Annotated in this window: 22 protein-coding genes; 4 read left to right on the top strand and 18 right to left on the bottom strand. The window is 35.8% G+C overall.

Features of this window, described 5'->3' with window-relative positions:
* Window positions 1–186: 186 nt before the first annotated feature.
* From F8153_RS07050 to pssA, 5 genes are all read right to left on the bottom strand, one after another.
* The gene (locus F8153_RS07050; RefSeq protein ID WP_151865676.1) at window positions 187–951 is read right to left on the bottom strand and encodes a class I SAM-dependent methyltransferase; all 765 of its coding nucleotides are present in this window, start codon (window positions 949–951) and stop codon (window positions 187–189) included.
* Between the two features lie 74 nt (window positions 952–1,025).
* Complete coding sequence (locus F8153_RS07045; protein WP_207707699.1) at window positions 1,026–1,745, bottom strand: pseudouridine synthase; 720 nt, start codon at window positions 1,743–1,745, stop codon at window positions 1,026–1,028.
* Between the two features lie 13 nt (window positions 1,746–1,758).
* Window positions 1,759–2,085 (bottom strand): DUF1904 domain-containing protein, encoded by a 327-nt coding sequence (locus F8153_RS07040; RefSeq protein ID WP_151865675.1) that lies wholly within the window; start codon window positions 2,083–2,085, stop codon window positions 1,759–1,761.
* 15 nt (window positions 2,086–2,100) lie between these two features.
* Window positions 2,101–2,652 (bottom strand): DUF6648 family protein, encoded by a 552-nt coding sequence (locus F8153_RS07035; RefSeq protein WP_151865674.1) that lies wholly within the window; start codon window positions 2,650–2,652, stop codon window positions 2,101–2,103.
* Window positions 2,653–2,793: 141 nt separating this feature from the next.
* Complete coding sequence (pssA, locus tag F8153_RS07030) at window positions 2,794–3,312, bottom strand: CDP-diacylglycerol--serine O-phosphatidyltransferase (RefSeq protein ID WP_151865673.1); 519 nt, start codon at window positions 3,310–3,312, stop codon at window positions 2,794–2,796.
* Between the two features lie 285 nt (window positions 3,313–3,597).
* Here pssA and fba point away from each other — a divergent pair, with 285 nt between their 5' ends.
* Both fba and F8153_RS07020 read left to right on the top strand, forming a co-directional pair.
* Complete coding sequence (fba, locus tag F8153_RS07025; RefSeq protein ID WP_151865672.1) at window positions 3,598–4,527, top strand: class II fructose-1,6-bisphosphate aldolase; 930 nt, start codon at window positions 3,598–3,600, stop codon at window positions 4,525–4,527.
* 126 nt (window positions 4,528–4,653) lie between these two features.
* The gene (locus tag F8153_RS07020; RefSeq protein ID WP_151865671.1) at window positions 4,654–5,772 is read left to right on the top strand and encodes a hypothetical protein; all 1,119 of its coding nucleotides are present in this window, start codon (window positions 4,654–4,656) and stop codon (window positions 5,770–5,772) included.
* 105 nt (window positions 5,773–5,877) lie between these two features.
* Here F8153_RS07020 and F8153_RS07015 read toward each other — a convergent pair whose 3' ends face one another.
* From F8153_RS07015 to gap, 4 genes are all read right to left on the bottom strand, one after another.
* On the bottom strand, window positions 5,878–7,035 hold the full coding sequence (locus F8153_RS07015; RefSeq protein ID WP_151865670.1) for a class I SAM-dependent methyltransferase: 1,158 nt from the start codon (window positions 7,033–7,035) through the stop codon (window positions 5,878–5,880).
* 15 nt (window positions 7,036–7,050) lie between these two features.
* Window positions 7,051–7,743, bottom strand: a complete 693-nt coding sequence (locus F8153_RS07010; protein WP_151865669.1) for a metallophosphoesterase — start codon at window positions 7,741–7,743, stop codon at window positions 7,051–7,053.
* Between the two features lie 12 nt (window positions 7,744–7,755).
* On the bottom strand, window positions 7,756–8,559 hold the full coding sequence (locus F8153_RS07005; protein WP_151865668.1) for a GTP pyrophosphokinase: 804 nt from the start codon (window positions 8,557–8,559) through the stop codon (window positions 7,756–7,758).
* A gap of 183 nt (window positions 8,560–8,742) precedes the next feature.
* Window positions 8,743–9,756: a type I glyceraldehyde-3-phosphate dehydrogenase gene (gene gap / locus F8153_RS07000; protein WP_151865667.1), complete on the bottom strand. Its 1,014-nt coding sequence runs from the start codon at window positions 9,754–9,756 to the stop codon at window positions 8,743–8,745.
* Between the two features lie 320 nt (window positions 9,757–10,076).
* On the opposite strand from gap, the gene F8153_RS06995 reads away from it, so the two are divergent.
* Window positions 10,077–10,310, top strand: coding sequence for a SelT/SelW/SelH family (seleno)protein (locus tag F8153_RS06995; RefSeq protein ID WP_279237122.1), 234 nt, complete (start codon window positions 10,077–10,079; stop codon window positions 10,308–10,310).
* 67 nt (window positions 10,311–10,377) lie between these two features.
* Here the strand turns inward: F8153_RS06995 and F8153_RS06990 are convergent, their stop codons facing one another.
* The 8 genes from F8153_RS06990 to F8153_RS06955 all read right to left on the bottom strand — a co-directional run bounded on the left by F8153_RS06990 (window position 10,378) and on the right by F8153_RS06955 (window position 16,080).
* Window positions 10,378–10,800, bottom strand: coding sequence for a hypothetical protein (locus F8153_RS06990; RefSeq protein WP_151865665.1), 423 nt, complete (start codon window positions 10,798–10,800; stop codon window positions 10,378–10,380).
* 80 nt (window positions 10,801–10,880) lie between these two features.
* Window positions 10,881–11,828, bottom strand: coding sequence for a TIGR01212 family radical SAM protein (locus tag F8153_RS06985; RefSeq protein WP_151865664.1), 948 nt, complete (start codon window positions 11,826–11,828; stop codon window positions 10,881–10,883).
* Window positions 11,803–13,086, bottom strand: a complete 1,284-nt coding sequence (locus F8153_RS06980; RefSeq protein ID WP_151865663.1) for an MFS transporter — start codon at window positions 13,084–13,086, stop codon at window positions 11,803–11,805. Before F8153_RS06980 ends, F8153_RS06985 begins: the two co-directional genes overlap by 26 nt.
* Window positions 13,087–13,301: 215 nt before the next feature.
* Complete coding sequence (locus F8153_RS06975; RefSeq protein WP_207707698.1) at window positions 13,302–14,078, bottom strand: LysM peptidoglycan-binding domain-containing protein; 777 nt, start codon at window positions 14,076–14,078, stop codon at window positions 13,302–13,304.
* A gap of 155 nt (window positions 14,079–14,233) precedes the next feature.
* Entirely contained in the window at window positions 14,234–14,500 is a 267-nt protein-coding gene (locus F8153_RS06970) for a carboxymuconolactone decarboxylase family protein (protein WP_151865662.1), read from the bottom strand.
* A gap of 18 nt (window positions 14,501–14,518) precedes the next feature.
* Entirely contained in the window at window positions 14,519–14,761 is a 243-nt protein-coding gene (locus F8153_RS06965) for a carboxymuconolactone decarboxylase family protein (RefSeq protein WP_151865661.1), read from the bottom strand.
* Window positions 14,762–14,859: 98 nt separating this feature from the next.
* A complete protein-coding gene (locus F8153_RS06960; RefSeq protein ID WP_151865660.1) occupies window positions 14,860–15,045 on the bottom strand; it encodes a DUF378 domain-containing protein in 186 nt (61 codons plus the stop codon).
* A 93-nt stretch (window positions 15,046–15,138) separates the two neighbouring features.
* Complete coding sequence (locus tag F8153_RS06955) at window positions 15,139–16,080, bottom strand: phosphoglycerate dehydrogenase (protein WP_330577760.1); 942 nt, start codon at window positions 16,078–16,080, stop codon at window positions 15,139–15,141.
* 151 nt (window positions 16,081–16,231) lie between these two features.
* Between F8153_RS06955 and F8153_RS06950 the strand changes: the two genes are divergently transcribed.
* Window positions 16,232–16,708 (top strand): HDIG domain-containing metalloprotein, encoded by a 477-nt coding sequence (locus F8153_RS06950; RefSeq protein ID WP_151865658.1) that lies wholly within the window; start codon window positions 16,232–16,234, stop codon window positions 16,706–16,708.
* An 89-nt stretch (window positions 16,709–16,797) separates the two neighbouring features.
* Here the strand turns inward: F8153_RS06950 and F8153_RS06945 are convergent, their stop codons facing one another.
* Entirely contained in the window at window positions 16,798–18,411 is a 1,614-nt protein-coding gene (locus F8153_RS06945; protein WP_243136928.1) for a peptide chain release factor 3, read from the bottom strand.
* Between the last annotated feature and the right edge of the window lie 28 nt (window positions 18,412–18,439).

Raw genomic sequence — 18,439 nt, 5'->3', positions numbered from 1 at the left:
AATTTACATTTTCACTCAACCTTCCTGTTATATTTTGTGATTAAAATACAATATTTTACATTATTTCCTAGGCAATATTATTGGTTGTCATAAATAATACACTATGAAGGTTATTTACTTTTACCATTGAAAAAGACATCCCTTTAGAGGATGCCTTACTTAATCTTATAGTTTTAATAGTCTTGACTATTTAATACATTTCATTATATAAGCAGGTGCGCTGAATTCCTTAGCATTTTCAAATTCCTTAATCAGCTTTTCCGTCACTTCTACAAAGCCATTGGTAAGCTGTTGATTGTGAATATCATCCCGTCCTTTAATGAGGGTTTGCTTCCTTTTATCAAGGAATCTTGTTGCCAATTCTGCATCAATCTTCTCTTTAAACTCCTGCCATTGCAGGTGATTGAAGCCAACAATTGTTAAGGCCTCCTCTAAATCCTTAGGATGTATTTCATTAAAATAGGCCATTGCCTTTAATACACTGATGCTCTTAATAATTCTTAGACGCTTGGACCAATACTCATATTCGTTGCTATCTACCGACCAAATAGGCATCTCCTCAGTAATTAATAGTTTACCCCCTACCTTTAAAACCCTGTAAAATTCCTTAAGAACTTTAATTGCCCTTAAGGGAAACTGGTTGACAGAAGCAAGGGTATAATTACAAATTATAATATCAATGGTTTCAGAGGAAACAAAGCTCAAATCACTTAAATCGGCTTTTCTAAGACTCAAATCCTGGAAGGTGCCCTTTACACGATTCTCAATTTCATTAAAGTGACTATCATCAATGTCCACTGAAATCAAGTTGGTTTTCCAGCCATTCTCCCTTACCTTACTGGCAATTAAATCAATGGTATTTCCCCAACTGGTGCCTCCTTCCAAAACTTGCTTTCCATCTAAATTTAGACCTTCCCATAGAAATTTTTCAGCAGTTACGATTTTATACATTGAACACCCCTCCTAGTAAAATAAGATGTTTATATATAATTATACCCCTTCGGGTACTAAATCCAACATTCTACCTACTGAAATAATTGTTGAAGCTCATCCTCCGATAGCTCCCTATACTCCCCTAATTTCAGTCCTTCATCCAACACAAGGCCCCCCATCCTAATCCGTTTAAGATAGGTTACCTTATGGCCTATCGCTTCAAACATTCTTTTAACCTGATGGAATTTTCCCTCAACAATTGTGACATAGATTTCTGATTCTTCACCCTTAGATTGTATCTTAAGCTCTGCCGGTAGGGTTTTATAGCCATCCTCTAAAGTTACTCCTTCTTTAAAGGCCTCGATGGCTTCATCCCCAATCAAGCCTGATATCCTTGCAAAGTAGGTTTTATCTACATGTTTTTTGGGGGCCAATAGTTTATGGGCTGTTTGGCCATCATTTGTAAGAAGCAATAAGCCCTCGGTATCTATATCAAGCCTTCCCACTGGAAATGGATTAAAGGACCTATGTTCTGCTGTCAATAAATCTATTACGGTTTTGTGATGGTTATCCTCTGTGGCTGAAATTACTCCAGGGGGCTTATTTAGCATTAGATATACAAACTCTTTGTAGATTACTTCTTCATCCCCCACCCAAACCCTTTGGTTATTTAAATCAATATGAATACTGCTATCTTTAATAGCTTTACCATCTACCATTACCAGTCCATCTTTGCATAGTTTTTTTATATCCCTTCTACTTCCATAGCCCATATGGGATAACATTTTATCCAGTCTCATGGTTTTTGCCATAGGTATCAGCCTCCTAGAAACGCTCTCCATCTTCGTAATAGCTTCTTTTATCGAAGAGGATAAAGGCTACTTCCACCGACTCCTCACTCAAATGTCTCATATATTTTGTGATGGTCTTAGCTACTTGATCCTGCACCTCTAAACCCCTATCAAACCATGCAACCTCCACAAAGGGATATGCCTCTTCAATATTTCCGTCTCTAATGGCAAGGGATTGTATGTACTCTAATTGAAAATAATCTCTTGGACATTGGACAATTTCAACTAGTTCATCTATCAGATTCTGATCGATCTTACAAAGCTTTTCCGGGGATATTCCCCTAACCTTAATTTGTGGCATATGATTCCCTCCAACTTAGTATTTTTCATTTACATAGTTTGCTATTAGCGACCTTCTGACCCCTTCACTAAAAATGCCTTCTTCTTTGAATTTATTTAATAGCCATTGGCTGGTTGAATGAAGGATTACCTCAGGGTGATCTTTAAAAACAATCTCGTAGAGCTTTCTTTTCAAGTATTGAGAGGTAACTTGAATATAGTAGACTTCAACATCATAATATTCCTTCATTTCCACAGCCTTTAATGTGGCTTGATCCTTTTTATAATAAAAATCATCCACCCGCTTTAGCATATCCTTTATTTCTTCTGGGTGCTTGCCGTATTTCTTAATCTCTTGGACCCTTAAATAATAGAACTTTGCCATGGTATTATAGTATTGATAATTATAAATGGCCTTTTCAAAGCTGTCAATACGTTTAAAGGGCTTAATATTCATGCGTTGTAATGAGTAATAGCCCTCTTCAATATACTCTTTTTTTGATATGTCACCCTTTTTAAACTGCTGTATTAAGCCTTCCCTCTCTTTAAAGAACCGGTCAAATATGTTATCCCTAAAGCTGTATTTCACTTGTAACACCCTATTCTATATTTTGTCTTATTAAGCACCTTAATTTCCTTGATTATATATCTTTTACTCCAAAACATCAAATCATACACAATAGGAAATTTGTTAAAATAAAAGAAAAAACTCCTTTTTAGGGGAGCCTTGTTATCTTTTCTTTAGCTTAATTCTTTTACTGATCATGGCGTAGGATAGAAAAAGCATCGTTATGCCCGTAAAGTATACACTGGTGGGGTATTGGCTTGCATATAAGGATATTAAAGCAACAATCCCACCGCATAGGGTAATGGGTATTCCCAAATATACCCCTTCGAACTCTATAATATTGAACTTAGCCAAACGATACGCTCCTGATATTGCAAATAAAACAATAATTACAAGTCCAATAACTCCCACTGAAGCCAAATGAAAGCTCCATATTAGTATTGCAGGTGCTACTCCAAAGGAAATTAAATCACATAGCGAATCTAGCTCTTTACCAAAATCACTTTCAGCATCAAACTTCCTTGCTAGCTTACCATCAAACCTATCCATAAAGGCAGCCACCAAAATTAATAGTGCAGAAAGCCTATAGGCTTCTCCTAAAATACTTATAATTGCTAATATTCCTAAGGTTAGATTCAGAAATGTAAACATATTTGGTATTTGGGCCTTAACTTTACTCATTTTATCACCCCACTTTATTACACTTCCTTCTTTATATTATTTTACTTTATTTTTGATAAAATTCCTAGTAAGAATTGATAATTAAGACAACTATTTTGAAAATTCATTTATAAATGAAAAAGTTTTCTAGTAATAGGTTATATTATAACATATTAGCAAATGATAAATAATAGTCAAAAAAGAAAAATAAAATATATAAGCGGGCCAAAATATGTCTACGTTGACGCATTTTACCCATGTGTGGTAAAATTTATAGGATAGAATAAAAGTATAGGAGGTAGTAATATGCCTTTGGTAACTAGTAAAGAGATCTTTAATAAGGCCTATGATGGTAAATATGCCATTGGAGCATTTAATGTGAACAATATGGAGATCATTCAAGGGATTGTTGATGCGGCTAAGGAGGAAAAATCCCCTTTAATACTACAGGTTTCAGCGGGAGCTAGAAAATATGCTAAGCCTGCCTATTTAAAGAAACTTGTTGAGGCTGCAATAATGGATACTGACCTTCCCATAGTATTGCATCTGGACCATGGTGAAGATTTCGAAATCTGTAAGCAGTGTATTGATGATGGTTTTACTTCAGTTATGATCGATGCATCCCATCACCCCTTTGAAGAAAATATTGAAATTACCAAGAGGGTTGTGGAGTACGCCCATGCTAGAGGAGTAGTAGTGGAGGCTGAGCTTGGTAGGCTTGCTGGTATCGAAGATGCTGTTAATGTGAGCGAAAAGGATGCAACCTTTACCGACCCAAATCAAGCCGTTGAATTTGTTAAAAGAACAGGGGTAGATTCCTTAGCTATAGCCATTGGCACCAGTCATGGGGCCTATAAGTTTAAAGGAGAGCCCAACCTAGACTATGAAAGATTGGAAAAGATCACACAGCTATTAGATGGATTCCCCTTGGTACTTCATGGAGCATCAACAGTACTACCGGAATTTGTTGAATTATGCAATACTTATGGTGGAAACATCCCTGGTGCTAAAGGAGTTCCTGAAGAAATGCTAAGAAGGGCTGCCAGCTTTGGTGTATGTAAAATCAATATTGATACCGACCTTCGTTTAGCTATGACAGCTGCCATTAGAAAATCCTTGACAGAGGATCCGAAGAACTTCGATCCTAGAAAGTATTTAGGAGCCGGTAGAGAAGCTATAAAGTCTATGGTAAGACATAAGATCGCTAATGTATTAGGTAGCAGTAATACAATTTAAATCACAAGTACATAATAATCTTATAAGTAATAAGAAAAGTACTCATCCTTGAGTACTTTTTCTTATGGAATTTTTTGTGAAACTATGGAGATAATACTAACATATTATCCAATTGGAGGTATTTTTATGAAGCTATTAAATAAATCCTTATTGATTCTAGCTATTTTAACAGCTTATGTAAACATGATTTTTCTTCTTAACTGGCCTATTTCAGTTGGCGCATTTCGCGATAGCCTATTCACTGGGGATTTTTCTTTAATCTTTATCCTAGCCTTGGGAGTTGGCAGTTTCTTAGCAGGTTTACTATTATTAAAGCTGAAACCCCTTTGGCTAATGGTAGGTGGTTTCCTTTGCGCTTTCCTTTCCCTTGGAGGATATACTTATGCAGTAGAGTTAAATCAGTTAATCACCTTAAGGGTTCTTCATGGTGTAGCCCTTTCTTTGGCCTTTACCTCTAGCCTTTACTGCTTATTTTCATCCTTTCAAGATTTTATAGGGCTATTATATAAAGCCCTTATAGTGGCCTCGATATTTCTTATACCTGTTAGAGAGTCTATCATTGAAGGGAACTCTCAGTGGCTTATATTCATAAGCATCTTTGTAACTGTATTTACCGGAACTCTGGTAGCTATATTAAGTAGATATATCAATAACCATATGGAAACAAGCAAAATTAAGACTAGTATTGCTCAAACATCTAATATATCCAATATTCTGAATGGCTTTCTTGGTAGTATAATTGCAAGCCTTACCTTAGGGGTTTTCCTTTATACCTTTAACAACTTATCTATTTCTCAACAATCTCTAACAGGGTTGCCCTTTTACTTATTTTTGTTTACTATGCTAATATCCTTTTCTTCTGAAATAGCATATATATCTAAGTATATTGGTGATGCCAAGTCACTATGTATAGGAATGCTATTATTGGCCTTAAATCTAAGCCTCATCACAATCCTTAAAGAAACATCCTTTATTATCATCCCAGTAATATTCTCAGCTGTAGCCTTCAGCATCATATTATCCACCAGCTTTTACTGCATTTCCAATACTGGCTATAAAGGGATTAGTCTTTATTTAGGATTGCTTTTAGCTCTATTTTTTATGAGCTTACTAGCAGGCTATAAGGTGGCAGAATATAATTATAATGAGGTTTATTCACCATTGATTGTCAGTAGCATTATCATTATTAGTGCCAGCATCCTCTTTATAAGAAGAATTCATCAAGGGAGTCAGATTGAGCTATAAATATAGAAAAAGCCTTAAAATAGAAAATATATAGATTGATAATCTAGCTAATAGATAAAATCTTAAATAGCAAAGGATTGCTAAACTTCAGCAATCCTTTCTTATTTAGTATATTAGCTTTTCAAGGGTTGGATTTACATTTAAAAGCTTTTTCAGCTGTTGATATTCCTCCATTGCCCCTTTATTACCATTATTTATTTTTACAGCCCTTAAAAGTAGGTTTTTAGGAGTCTCCAGGGGAGATATATATTCTACCAATGATACCCTATAGCCCTTTGCCTCTAGTATTTGAGCCCTTAAACCATCCGTTAGAATGTCCGCCAGCCTTGCCTTTAAAATCCCGTGCTTTGTTATTGATTGAAGGGGCGGAAGGCTATATTGATTTAATATTTCTTTTTGACAGCAGGGAACAGAAATCATTGCTTTAGCATTGCTTCTAATCCCCAGGGCTAAGGCCATGTCTGTTGCAGTATCACAGGCATGAAGACTGATTACTAAATGGATATCTTTATTGGGGATATAGTTTTTTATATCCTCCTGCTGAAACTCCATATTTTTATAACCTAAATTATGTGCCATCCTTTTAGATGCTTCAATTACATCCTTGGAATAATCCAATCCGATAAAATAGGATTTTCTCTTTAAAACCTCGGTAATATAGTAATTAAGTACAAAGCTTAGGTAGGATTTACCACATCCACAGTCTAATACCACAATCTCATCCAAATCTGAAAGCTCCTGAACAACACCCTCCATAAGCTCTACAAAATGATCAATTTGATTATATTTTCTGATCATATCGTTCTTAACTTTACCTTCTTTGCTCAGGATTCCGATTTCTTTAAGGAGTCTATTGGCTGGACCCACCTTTATAAAATAATCACGACTTCCAATTTGAGCTGTTCCATGATGATCTGTATTTACATCAGTTGTTTGCTGATCCTCATATTTAATTCTAACATTCTTATGATCTCCCTCGATGATAATGGAGGTACCCCTTTCATGATACCTAAGCTGAATTTCATCATATTCTTCAACTATTTGCGAGATTTCCTCCACAAGCTTATTTATGGGTATAGTCTTTTTAACCCCATTAAAACGAAGAATTAAGGCTTCCTCTTCAGGTGTAATTGTTCCCTTAAAGGGCTTTAAACCTGATGTACAGGAAAAGTCTATGTCCTTAAAGATCAAAAAATGATCCTTTAGTCTCTCCTCTAATCCCGATAGGAATAGTTGAAGCTTAGCAATGCTTTGTTTTTTCATTGGTTTCATGCCTTTCTATTCTAATAATTTTTTAAGTTTAAAATCCAAGTAATCACAAGAAACTAAATGATATTCAACATGATTAACGATCCCTTTAAGACCTCCGTGATAGGATTCTTCGCCATGTAAATGTCCATAGATAACCTTTTCTACCTCATACTCTTCAAATAATCTAGTAAAGAGGGAGGCCTCATGAAGGTCATTGGTTGGTGGATAATGAAGCATTACGATTAGCTTTTGATGGTGGTGTTTTCTAGCTGCCTCAAGGGAGAATTTTAGACGATTGATTTCCCTTAAATATATTTTTTCATCATCCTTTGTAAACTTGTAATCATTGGGGCATATCCATCCTCTACTGCCACATATACCATAATCCTGATAGGTATAGAAATTATTTTGGAGAAAGTGCATTTCTTCATATAGACTATTTAGCTTAGATATTGAGCTCCACCAATAATCATGATTACCCCTTATCAATATTTTTCTCCCGGGTAGGTTATTTATCCAATCTAAATCTACAATAGCTTCATTAAGCTTCATACTCCAGGAAATATCTCCGGCTATTAAAACTGTATCCTCATCAGTGACATGGGCCAACCAATTTTCTTTTATTTTCTCATGATGAAGAAACCAATGGCTACCGAATATATCCATTGGCTTTTGACTACTACCACTTAAATGCAAATCAGCTATTGCATATAATGCCATATAAATCTCCTTTTACTCAAAAACATGATATTTATCGCTGTATCTACTTATTTCTTGGCTAAGCTTTTTTAAAGCATTTACATCGCCCTTCTCCCAAAGGACATTAAACTGATGATGAAACTCGTTGGCTTCATTGGTTCTACCTACAGAATATAATAGTTGTATATTGTTAAGGAGACTAGAAACAACATTTGATTTTACCTCAAACATCTTTTGAGCATTCCTAATCTCATGTCTGATCTCTGACATCTCTTGGTCCAATTGAAAAGCTGCATCTGCTGCTTTTTTTAGTCTTTCATTAATATGCTGGGGAATATTATGCTTATATTTATATTTTAGAGAGTGTTCGATTGTGCCCCAAAAATTCATCGCAAGAGTTCTAATTTGAATCTCAGCCAGGATAACCTTTGGCCCCATAGCAGTTTGAATAGGATACTTTATTACAACATGATAGCTTCGATATCCACTTTCCTTATAGTTATTTATGTAATCCTTCTCATAAAAAATATCCATATCCCTGCCATCACGTTCTCTGATATAATCAACAACCGTATAGATATCTTCAACAAACTGACACATAATTCTTATTCCAGCAATATCCTCGATTTTTTCATCAATTTCATCCTCATTTACCTCAAGCTTTTTTGCCTTTTCTAGTATGCTGGAGACCTTCTTAATCCTACCTGTTACAAATTCAATGGGGGAATATTCTCCGAGGGCTAACAATTCGCTTCTAATGCTTTTAAATTTAACCTTTAACTCCTCCACAGCATTTTCATAGGGTAATAAAAACTTCTTCCAATCTGTAATTTTCATAATTTCACCCCGCTACCTTGATTTTGGTTGGGATACAACATTTTCCTTTATTATTATACCATTTATTCTACCTTTTATGGTAGTTGATATCCAAAAAATCCAGATTCCCATTTACCATCCAAGTTTCTTCGCAGTAAAAAACTGCTGTAGGTATTGTACAGCAGCCTTTTTGATTATGATATCCTAAAATCCTTTTTTCCCTACATAATCTGCTAAGTCTAATATTCTATTGGAATAGCCCCATTCATTATCATACCATGAAACAACCTTTACCATTATATCATTTACCATCATAGTGGATAATGCATCTAGGATTGAGGACCTTGGGTCTTTTTTATAATCTGCAGATACAAGAGGCTCTTCACTATAGCCTAGAACTCCTTCCATAGATCCCTCAGATGCTTCCTTCATTAATCTATTTACTTCTTCTATAGTTGTTTCCTTTTTAAGTTGAGCTACAAAATCTACTATGGATACAACTGGGATTGGTACCCTCATTGCCATACCATTTAATTTGCCTTTAAGGGAAGGGATTACCTTACTTACTGCCTTAGCAGCTCCAGTTGAAGTGGGGATAATGGATTCTGCTGCTGCTCTGGCTCTTCTTAAATCCTTATGGGGAAGATCTAAGATATTCTGATCATTTGTATAAGCATGTACTGTTGTCATTAAACCACTTTCTATTCCAAAGTTTTCTTCTAAAACCTTAGCTACAGGGGCCAAGCAGTTGGTTGTGCAGGAAGCATTAGAGATGATGTGATGGTTGTCTTTATTGTATTCTCCTTCATTTACTCCCATTACGAAGGTTGGAACATCGTCACCCTTTGCTGGTGCAGAGAGAATAACCTTTTTTGCACCACCCTTAAGATGCTTTGAAGCTGATTCTGTGGTTAAGAATAGCCCTGTAGATTCTATAACGATATCTACCCCCATGTCCTTCCAGGGAATTTCTGCTGGATCTCGATGGGCAGTGAATTTAATGCTTTTATCACCAATTATTAAGGCATCCTCTGTTGCCCTAACTTCTTCGTTGATTTTTCCGTATAAAGAGTCATATTTAAAAATGTGGGCATGCTTTTCTGGTCCACTTGTACTATTGATAGCTACAACCTCCACATTTAAATCCCTCTCAAAGGATGCTTTAAGAACTGCTTTTCCGATTCTTCCAAACCCATTAATACCTAATTTTACCTTCATAATATGTATCCTCCTTATTTAAGAAATAAACCACTAATATTATATAACAGATTTGCTATATATAACATACTTTTTAATTATTTAGCTTAATTGCTGCATATCAAACTTAAGAACAGGCCTATAAACAATAAGCTACAGTATAAAGATTCCCAAAATCGATAAAAATAAACATCTACGCTGTTAAAAAGGTACTATAAAGGGTAGATTAATACAAAGAGAAACTAATGTTGAATGTTAAATGTTGAATTGTTGTAGCTTCCTTGAAGGAAGCGATATTATGAGCCCTTACATTAATGAAAGGAGTTTATTACATGGAAAAAATGAGAATATCCATTGAGTATTGCACTGGTTGAGGCTACCTACCTAAGGCCATGGAAATGGCTGAAAAACTTTTAAGTAGTTATAAAAACAAGATACAATCCTTAATTTTATATCCATCGGAGGGTGGAGTTTTTGAGGTAAAATTAGAGGAAAATCTTATTTTCTCAAAAAAAGACACCGGAAGATTCCCTGAGTTCAATGAAATAACAAAATCAATAGAGTCTTTTCAATAGTCTGGAGGTTACAACATTTTTCATATAAAAATATAAGTAGCTCTATTGAGCTACTTATATTTTGTAACTACACAATATTTGATAAAACATATTTTTTCATGTATTCAGGCAACTCTCCATCCTGGGTGGTTACAGCTATATTAAAACTTACATTGTATTTTAACTCTATGGAATCTAATTTTTTAAAGAAGCTTTCCAATAGATTCATATCTTTTTGAACTATATTATATAATCCATCTATATAGATTGCTTCGATATCATAATTTGAAGCTATTATGCCACATAAAAATCCATAAAACTCTTCTTCTCTACTGATATTATACTCTTTGGTGCTTATAAACCGAACTCGATAATCAATTTGGAACATATGGCTATTATCATAATCAATATAAACAACGTGTCCCTTAACCTTTTTTACTGAATCATTGGCAGAATCAATCAAATGCTTTGTTTTTCCGCTTCCTTTTTTTCCTACAAAGAGCTTTATCATAATGAATTCCCCCTAATAAACGGATTTTTATGCTTTTATATATATTTCTATATATTCTGAATTTTTCCTGCCAATAAAATTTATTTTAATGCTTTTCCCGACAAATAATTTGCTTTTTTTCCTTGATATCGGTTTTCAGTTAGCATTTTTTCATGGATCTCATCCCGTATTTTCCACCAGCTGGTGTTCCAGTTTACAAAGAGGGCATTTTCTTCTGGAGCTCTCCCAATAATCCTTTGTACTACTATGCTGGGGCTTAAGTATTCCAAAAAGGATATAACCCTTTCCTTGTATTCATCTAAAGAAATAATCTCAAACTTCCCTTCTTCATATTCCTTTCCCATTACAGTATCCTTCATAATATAGAGACCATGAAGCTTGACTTGATGAAGGCCAAGGGCAGACATAATCTTTGCATTCTCCAAAACATCCTCCATATTATCCCATGGAAGGTTTAATATAAGATGGGCACATATTTCAAAGTTAAATTCCTTGATGGCCATAACTGCATCTATAAATTCAGCCAAGGTATGACCTCTGTTAATCTTCTTTAAAGTCTGATAATTTACCGTTTGAAGACCTAGCTCTATGGAAATTTCAACACCTCTTCTGATGGATATTTCCCTTAATACTTGAAGATGCTCCCTTGTAATACAATCTGGGCGGGTTGATATGCATAATTCTACAATATCCTCCAAGGTTGCCTCCTCCATTAGGCCTTTAAAGGTATTAACCTCTAGATAGGTATTGCTATAGTTTTGAAAATATGCGATAAACTTTTTAGCATTGTATTTTTTACTGATATACTCCATATTCTCTTGAAGCTGTTTTTTAACAGAGAAGCTGCTGGGGAGATTCTCGAATCCCGTACCAATCTCTCCACAAAAGGTACACCCACCCACTCCTAACCTACCATCTCTGTTGGGACAGGTTACTGGCAGATTAACCGGTAGTTTATATACTTTTTCTCCATACTTCTCCCTTAGATAATCAGAATATACTCTATAGGGTAAGACTTCCTTCTTCATGAATGATATTCACCTTCTTTTCCTTTCCCTTCATTAGTAGGGTTGAAATCATACTGAAAAAACCTATAATAGCTATTGCAATAAAAACTTTTTGATATTGATCTACACTATAGATTCTTGTTCCATTCTGTATAGTGCCTCCCCAACCGTAATCTAAGAAAACACCTATAAGAAAGCTCAGGAGGGATCCCCCAACAAACTCTCCTACATTGATTATGGCGGCTGCACTTCCTGTTAAAGAATCAGGGTTTACATCTTTAACATTGGTAAAGGCTAAGATATGACAAATAGTTGTAACTCCCAGCATAAAAAAAATAATGGGAAGATAAACAGCATTGGGTTTTCCACCTGCCATAGCGATAAAGGCCCATATGAAGGTAAATAGACCTGTTGCGGCAAACAAAATTCTCTTGATCTCTCCCTTAAGAAAATCAGAAAGATATCCAACCATTGGTCCTCCAAGCATAAATCCAATGGCAACTAATGATAGATTACCTGCGGCTTGAGCCTTGGACATATCATATACATGCATTAGATAGGGTACCCCCCAAAGGCCAAGTATTGCAGTCATTGACCCCACCATTAAAAACATAATTGCAAAGGGTGGCCAGGTATAGGGATTGGTTATTACAGTTTTTAATCCGTTGGTAATAGACTCAAAGCTAAAGGCTTTTTTCTTATCAGCCTCCCCATCCGGCTTTTCCTTTACAATCAACCAAATAGCTAAGGCCATGATTAAGGACATAACCCCCATTAGTTGAAAGCTTTTTCTCCAGCCCACCCCCATAACTAAATAAGCCAAAGGAAAGGTGGCCAATAGAGCTCCTAGATTCCCGGATAAGGAAGTAAATCCACTAAGGGTTGAAAACTGCTCCCTTCTAAACCATATGGTTTGCACCTTTATGATAGAAACAATAATTACCGATGTTCCTAAACCCACCATAAACCGAGCTATATAGGCCATTGATATGGTTGATGAGAAACCAAATAGGATGGAACCAATTCCTGTAATTAGCATTCCCAATGAGGATATTTTTCTTACACCAATGGTATCTACCATTATCCCAACGGGAATTTGCATTAGGGCATAGGCATAAAAATTCATCGATGTTAAATTTCCTAAGGTTTTACCTGTTAAATTAAGGTCTCTTATTAGATCATCTGCCATTACACTTATGGCCATTCTATGAAAGAAAACTGTAATAAAAGCAATAACAAGGGTAGTCCATATACTCCATTTTCTTTTACTAAGGTCCATTTTATCAAGTCCTCTCCTATCTATGTAATAATCATTAGCATCTAATTTATTATACTATAAATTTATCATGTTTTAACGAGAATTTGTCTGAAGGTGGCTAACTCATATTTTATCTAATCCAGATTTTTTCAATGAAAAATAAAGACACCTCCTAGAGATGCCTTTAAACTGTGTTTTTATGTTTTTTTTGATAGCTACTGCTAAAGGAATGTATTCTAACACACTATTTTGCCCTTCAGAAACACAGTTCCCGATGGTGCATTAGGTATTGCAGCTGGTTCAGCCGTTACAATGATTTCTGTAAAGCCCTCGAAGGTAATTAACTCCTCAAAGGCCTTATAACCCACCTCAATACCTGGTGCATCAGTGGGAATAAGCCTTGTCTTCACATAGCTTCCTGCTGTAGGATTATACACCCAAGCAACATAAACACTAAATTGGGGATTAACAATTGCAGGTGCAGGCAAACCAAAGGTTGCAATCCATAATGTAGGTGTACCAACATCCACAAAGGCTGTTCCCCCTAAAACTCCCCTATAGATAGGCATGAGCTCTGCTTTACAAGCTCCATTAGGTATAGGTAAATCCGGTATAGGAATACAAACCCGTTGTCCAACCTCTAATATATTGGGATCGGGAATTTGTGGATTGGCCTCTATTAACTTCTGAACTGTGATGCCATACCTTCTAGATATTAAGAATAGGGTATCTCCTTGTTGGGCAATGTAGATGGTGCCATTTGGGCAGAATTCGGTGGGTGGAGGGGTAGGGGTTATTTCTATAGGTATGCATAATTCTTGTCCAGGTGATATGATGTTAGGGTTTGTAACCTGTGGATTAGCAGCAATTAACTGATTTAGTTGAATGCCATATTCATTGGCTATTCGAAACATTGTATCTCCAGGTCTTACTGTATATATGGTTCCACCAGGGCATTTTGGTGGAGGCGGAAATTGAGCTGGTGAAATATGATAAGAATAATGATTATTCAATTGAATCCTCCTTTCTTTACACTTATTATATTATATGAGGAGGATTTTCTTTGGTTAAAGAATTATAGAAGAAAAAACAGCACCCCATCCTATAGAGACATAGAGGGAATGCCATTATTTCTGTTTTTAATTATTAATGTACTAGATTTCTTATATTATTTGGTGATATCAACATCAAGTACATTATTAAACCTATTAAAATAATTAAAAACCCCCACCACACAGGCTATTTCAATTACTTCTCCATCATCGAAGTGTTCTTTAAGTTTACTCCATAGTTCATCCGTCATCTTTCGATTTTCTGACATGGTTTCTGCAAATTCTAAAGCCACCAGCTCCCTTTCAGAGAAGATTTGAGGATTTTTTAAACCCTCCAATAGAGCTTTAATGGATTCCTCTGATACGCCAAACCGCTTTGCCAAAGCAGTATGGGAGGAAAGTCAGTAGGCACATTCATTCATAACAGAAACCCTTACGGCTAAAATCTCCTTTAGCTTAATATCCACTGTTCCTGTAGATAGTATTGTTTTAAAATGGGTATAGGCTGTTTCCAATAATTGTGGTCGATGAGCAAGGGTTCTAAACATGTTGGGTACATTACCCCGTTGCTCCATAAATTCATCAAATATTTTTTTTGCCTCATCATTGGCTACGCTTAATTCAACAGGCTTTATTCTTGCCATTCTCTTCATCCCCTCATTTGTTAATTTTATTGTCACGATAAAAAGCAGAGGGATTCTCCTCTGCCCTTTACCAATGCTAATAATTCTTTTTCAAGCTATCATCTTAAAAATAACATTAGTATAGTGTATAATCCCGATAATCCTATTAATATGTAAATAAGCTGACTAAAGGGAGTTCTTCTTCCTCTGAATAATGCTGCCACAATATCAAAGTCAAACAAGCCAACTAATCCCCAGTTAATGGCTCCTACTAGAACAAGTATTAAAGAAATCCAAGTTAACAATATGGTTCCCTCCTTTTATATGAATAAACCCCTTGTTACTGCATTTATATGAGGGAAATTCCTGCTTTATACCTGATTTGTAAAGGAATCTGGCTAATAACCCCTTTTAATGTCTATTTTGTTGATTAATTCTTCACCCCTTCTATATCTTCGCATATTTTCCATTATCATTTTTATTTTCCTTTCATTCCGCATCTCCGAAATCCATGAATTATGGGGTGTGGTATATACCCTATCCATTTCCCATAAAGGACTCTCTATTGGTAAGGGTTCCTCTTCAAATACATCTAGGGCCACACCCATAAGATTTCCTTCTCTCAGATGATTTATTAAAGCTCCTTCATCAATAATGCTACCTCTGCTTACATTGATTAGTAGTGCGTCCCTTTTCATATTCTTAAGTCTATTAATGTTTATAAGATGGTGGGTCTTTTCTGTATGGGGTATTGTCAGAACTACAATATCCGCCATTGGGATAATTTCTTCTAAGACATCTATTCCATAGCACTGATGAAAGTATTCTGTATTACGGCCCCTAGTGTTGATACCCATAATATCCATATCAAAGCCCTGCAGCCTTTTGGCAGCCTCTTGAGCAATTGTACCAGTACCAATAAAAAGAACCTTCTTTCCAGAGAGCTCTAGTAACGATTTATCTAGCTTCCATCGTTTTTGTTGTTGTAGTTTGAAGAATCCATAGCTATTTTTATAGATTTCTAGCATCTTAAGGACAATCCATTCACCCATGGGAATACTATATCCCCCACGATTATTGGTAAGGGTTATTCCCCTTTCCTTAACGATCTCTAGAGGAACCTGGTCGATTCCAATACTGGATAACTGTATCCATTTTAACTTGGATAGTTTAGATATATCTAATGTATCAAAAGGATTATAGCAAACTAAGATTTCAGCATCTTCTATATCTTCTGTAACTACAGCCTCATCCTCCTTTTGAATCATGATTTCATAGCCTAAGTCCCTAATGGCTTTCATTTTTTCTTTGCCATAATCATATGTAAATAATGCCTTCACTTTATCCCTTCCTTCCCTTAACATTTCTAATATAAATTATACAATAATAAGAATAAAATTACACAGAAATAAATAAAAATGCTATAATAAAATCAGATTCGTAATAATAAATCAGTAATATAAAACTATAAAATTATAGGGGTTTTGAAAAATGCTTTATAGAATCAAGCAGGTTTTTTATGGCTTAACTGCAAAGATGAGTGGAAAGGATCATGAATTTGTAAGGGAGTACTTAACTCCAAACGAAAGAGCCTTATTTTATAGACTAAGAGTTGGTGAACAGGTTCATTCTGTAAAGGTGGCCTATGGTTGCTATCAAGAAAAACCCACTAATAGAAAACTTATAAAGGCTGCCCTTCTTCATGATGTTGGTAAGGTTGAGTCAAATCTGAATATTTTTAATAAAGTAATTGTCGTTATATTGGCTAAACATCCTGTAAGGGCAAGGCTTCTTCCTTTCTTTATTAAAAAGGCTTTGTTTTATAAAAACCATCACCCTAAAATCGCAGTTGAGTTTTTACACCAGCTGAGGTTAGATAAGGATATTATTTATCTTGTAGAAAACCACCATAAGCTGTCTACCAATGAGGATATTAACCTTATTCAAAAATATGATAATATGTACTAAAAAAATCACCCAGTGGGTGATTTTTTAGATTTTCTTTAATGAAAGATGATTGTCATATGCACAATGAAAACCGTCCCCGTTGTGCAGTTCTATCTTCTTGATATTTCCTTTAATATAGCCTTCGGATTACGTTCCTTAACTCTTTCGATTGACCATTCGTTTTGGAATAAAAGGACTGGTTTTTCATCCTCATCCTCAACAATTAATGTGTCCATGGTAACTCCAAAATTCTCAGGATCAAAATCCTTCATCTCAACCCATCTAATATACCTATAGGGTAGCTGCTGCATATTAATAACTACACCATACTCGTTTTGCAACCTATACTCCAACACTTCAAACTGAAGGGCTCCAACTACACCTACGATTAGCTCTTCTACACCAATGTTGGGTCTTTTAAAGACCTGAATGGCCCCTTCTTCAGCCAGCTGTGAAATCCCCTTTAAAAACTGCTTACGCTTCATAGAATTTTTGGCATAGATCTTTGCGAAATGCTCTGGAGCAAAAACAGGAATTCCTTCATAAACAATCTTGTCTTGGTTTTCACACAGGGTATCTCCAATTCTAAAGATACCAGGATCATGGATTCCGATGATATCTCCTGCATAGGCCTCTTCCACTACAACCCTGTCTTGGGCCATAAACTGCTGAGGCTGAGATAGCCTTACCTTTTTATTCTCTTGAACATGATTTACCTGCATGCCCTTTGTAAATTTCCCTGAGCAAATTCGAAGAAATGCGATTCGATCCCTATGGGTTGGATTCATGTTGGCCTGTATTTTAAATATAAAGCCCGTAAAGTTCTCAGTTTCAGGATCAATTTCCCCTTGATTGCTATTCCTTGGTGATGGTGGGTTTGTAATCCTAAGGAAGGATTCTAAAAAGGGCTGTACACCAAAGTTTGTCATGGCACTACCAAAGAAGATAGGGGTAAGCTCACCTGTCAATATTTCATGAATATTAAAATCGTCCCCTGCCATATCTAATAACTCGATTTCCTCCATCAGTTGCTTATGCAAATCCTGCCCTAATAGGCCCTTGAGTTTATCATCCGTAACATCTCCCACCATAGTGGTTACCTGGGATTGACCATGGTTACCTTCACTAAAAAGCTCTATCTGGCGTTTTTTTCGATTATATACTCCCTTAAAGTTACCATCTGTTCCAATAGGCCAATTCATTGGATAGGATTTAATCCCTAATACCTTTTCAATCTCCTCCATTAACTCAAAGGGATCCTTCCCGGCTCTATCCAGCTTGTTTATAAAGGTAAAGATAGGTATCCCCCTCATTTTGCAAACATGGAATAGCTTTTTGGTCTGTTCCTCAACCCCTTTAGCACAGTCAATAACCATTACTGCACTATCGGCGGCCATCAGGGTTCTATAGGTGTCCTCACTGAAGTCCTGGTGACCTGGGGTATCTAATATGTTAATACAATATCCATCATAGTTAAATTGCAGAACACTGGAGGTAACAGAAATACCCCTTTGCTTTTCAATTTCCATCCAGTCGGAAACAGCGTGCTTCTGAGCCCTTCTAGATTTGACAGATCCAGCCAATCTAATGGCTCCTCCATACAATAATAGCTTTTCCGTCAGGGTGGTTTTACCAGCATCGGGATGGGAGATGATTGCAAAGGTTCTTCTTCTTCTAATTTCATCTAATAAATCATGCTGTTGCATTTTTTTTCCTCTTTCCATATATAAATTAAGTTAGAATAAACATACC

The sequence above is a fragment of the Alkaliphilus serpentinus genome, from assembly GCF_009017255.1.
GTDB lineage: Bacteria > Bacillota > Clostridia > Peptostreptococcales > Natronincolaceae > Alkaliphilus_D > Alkaliphilus_D serpentinus.
This window is presented reverse-complemented; position numbering and strand designations above follow the sequence as displayed.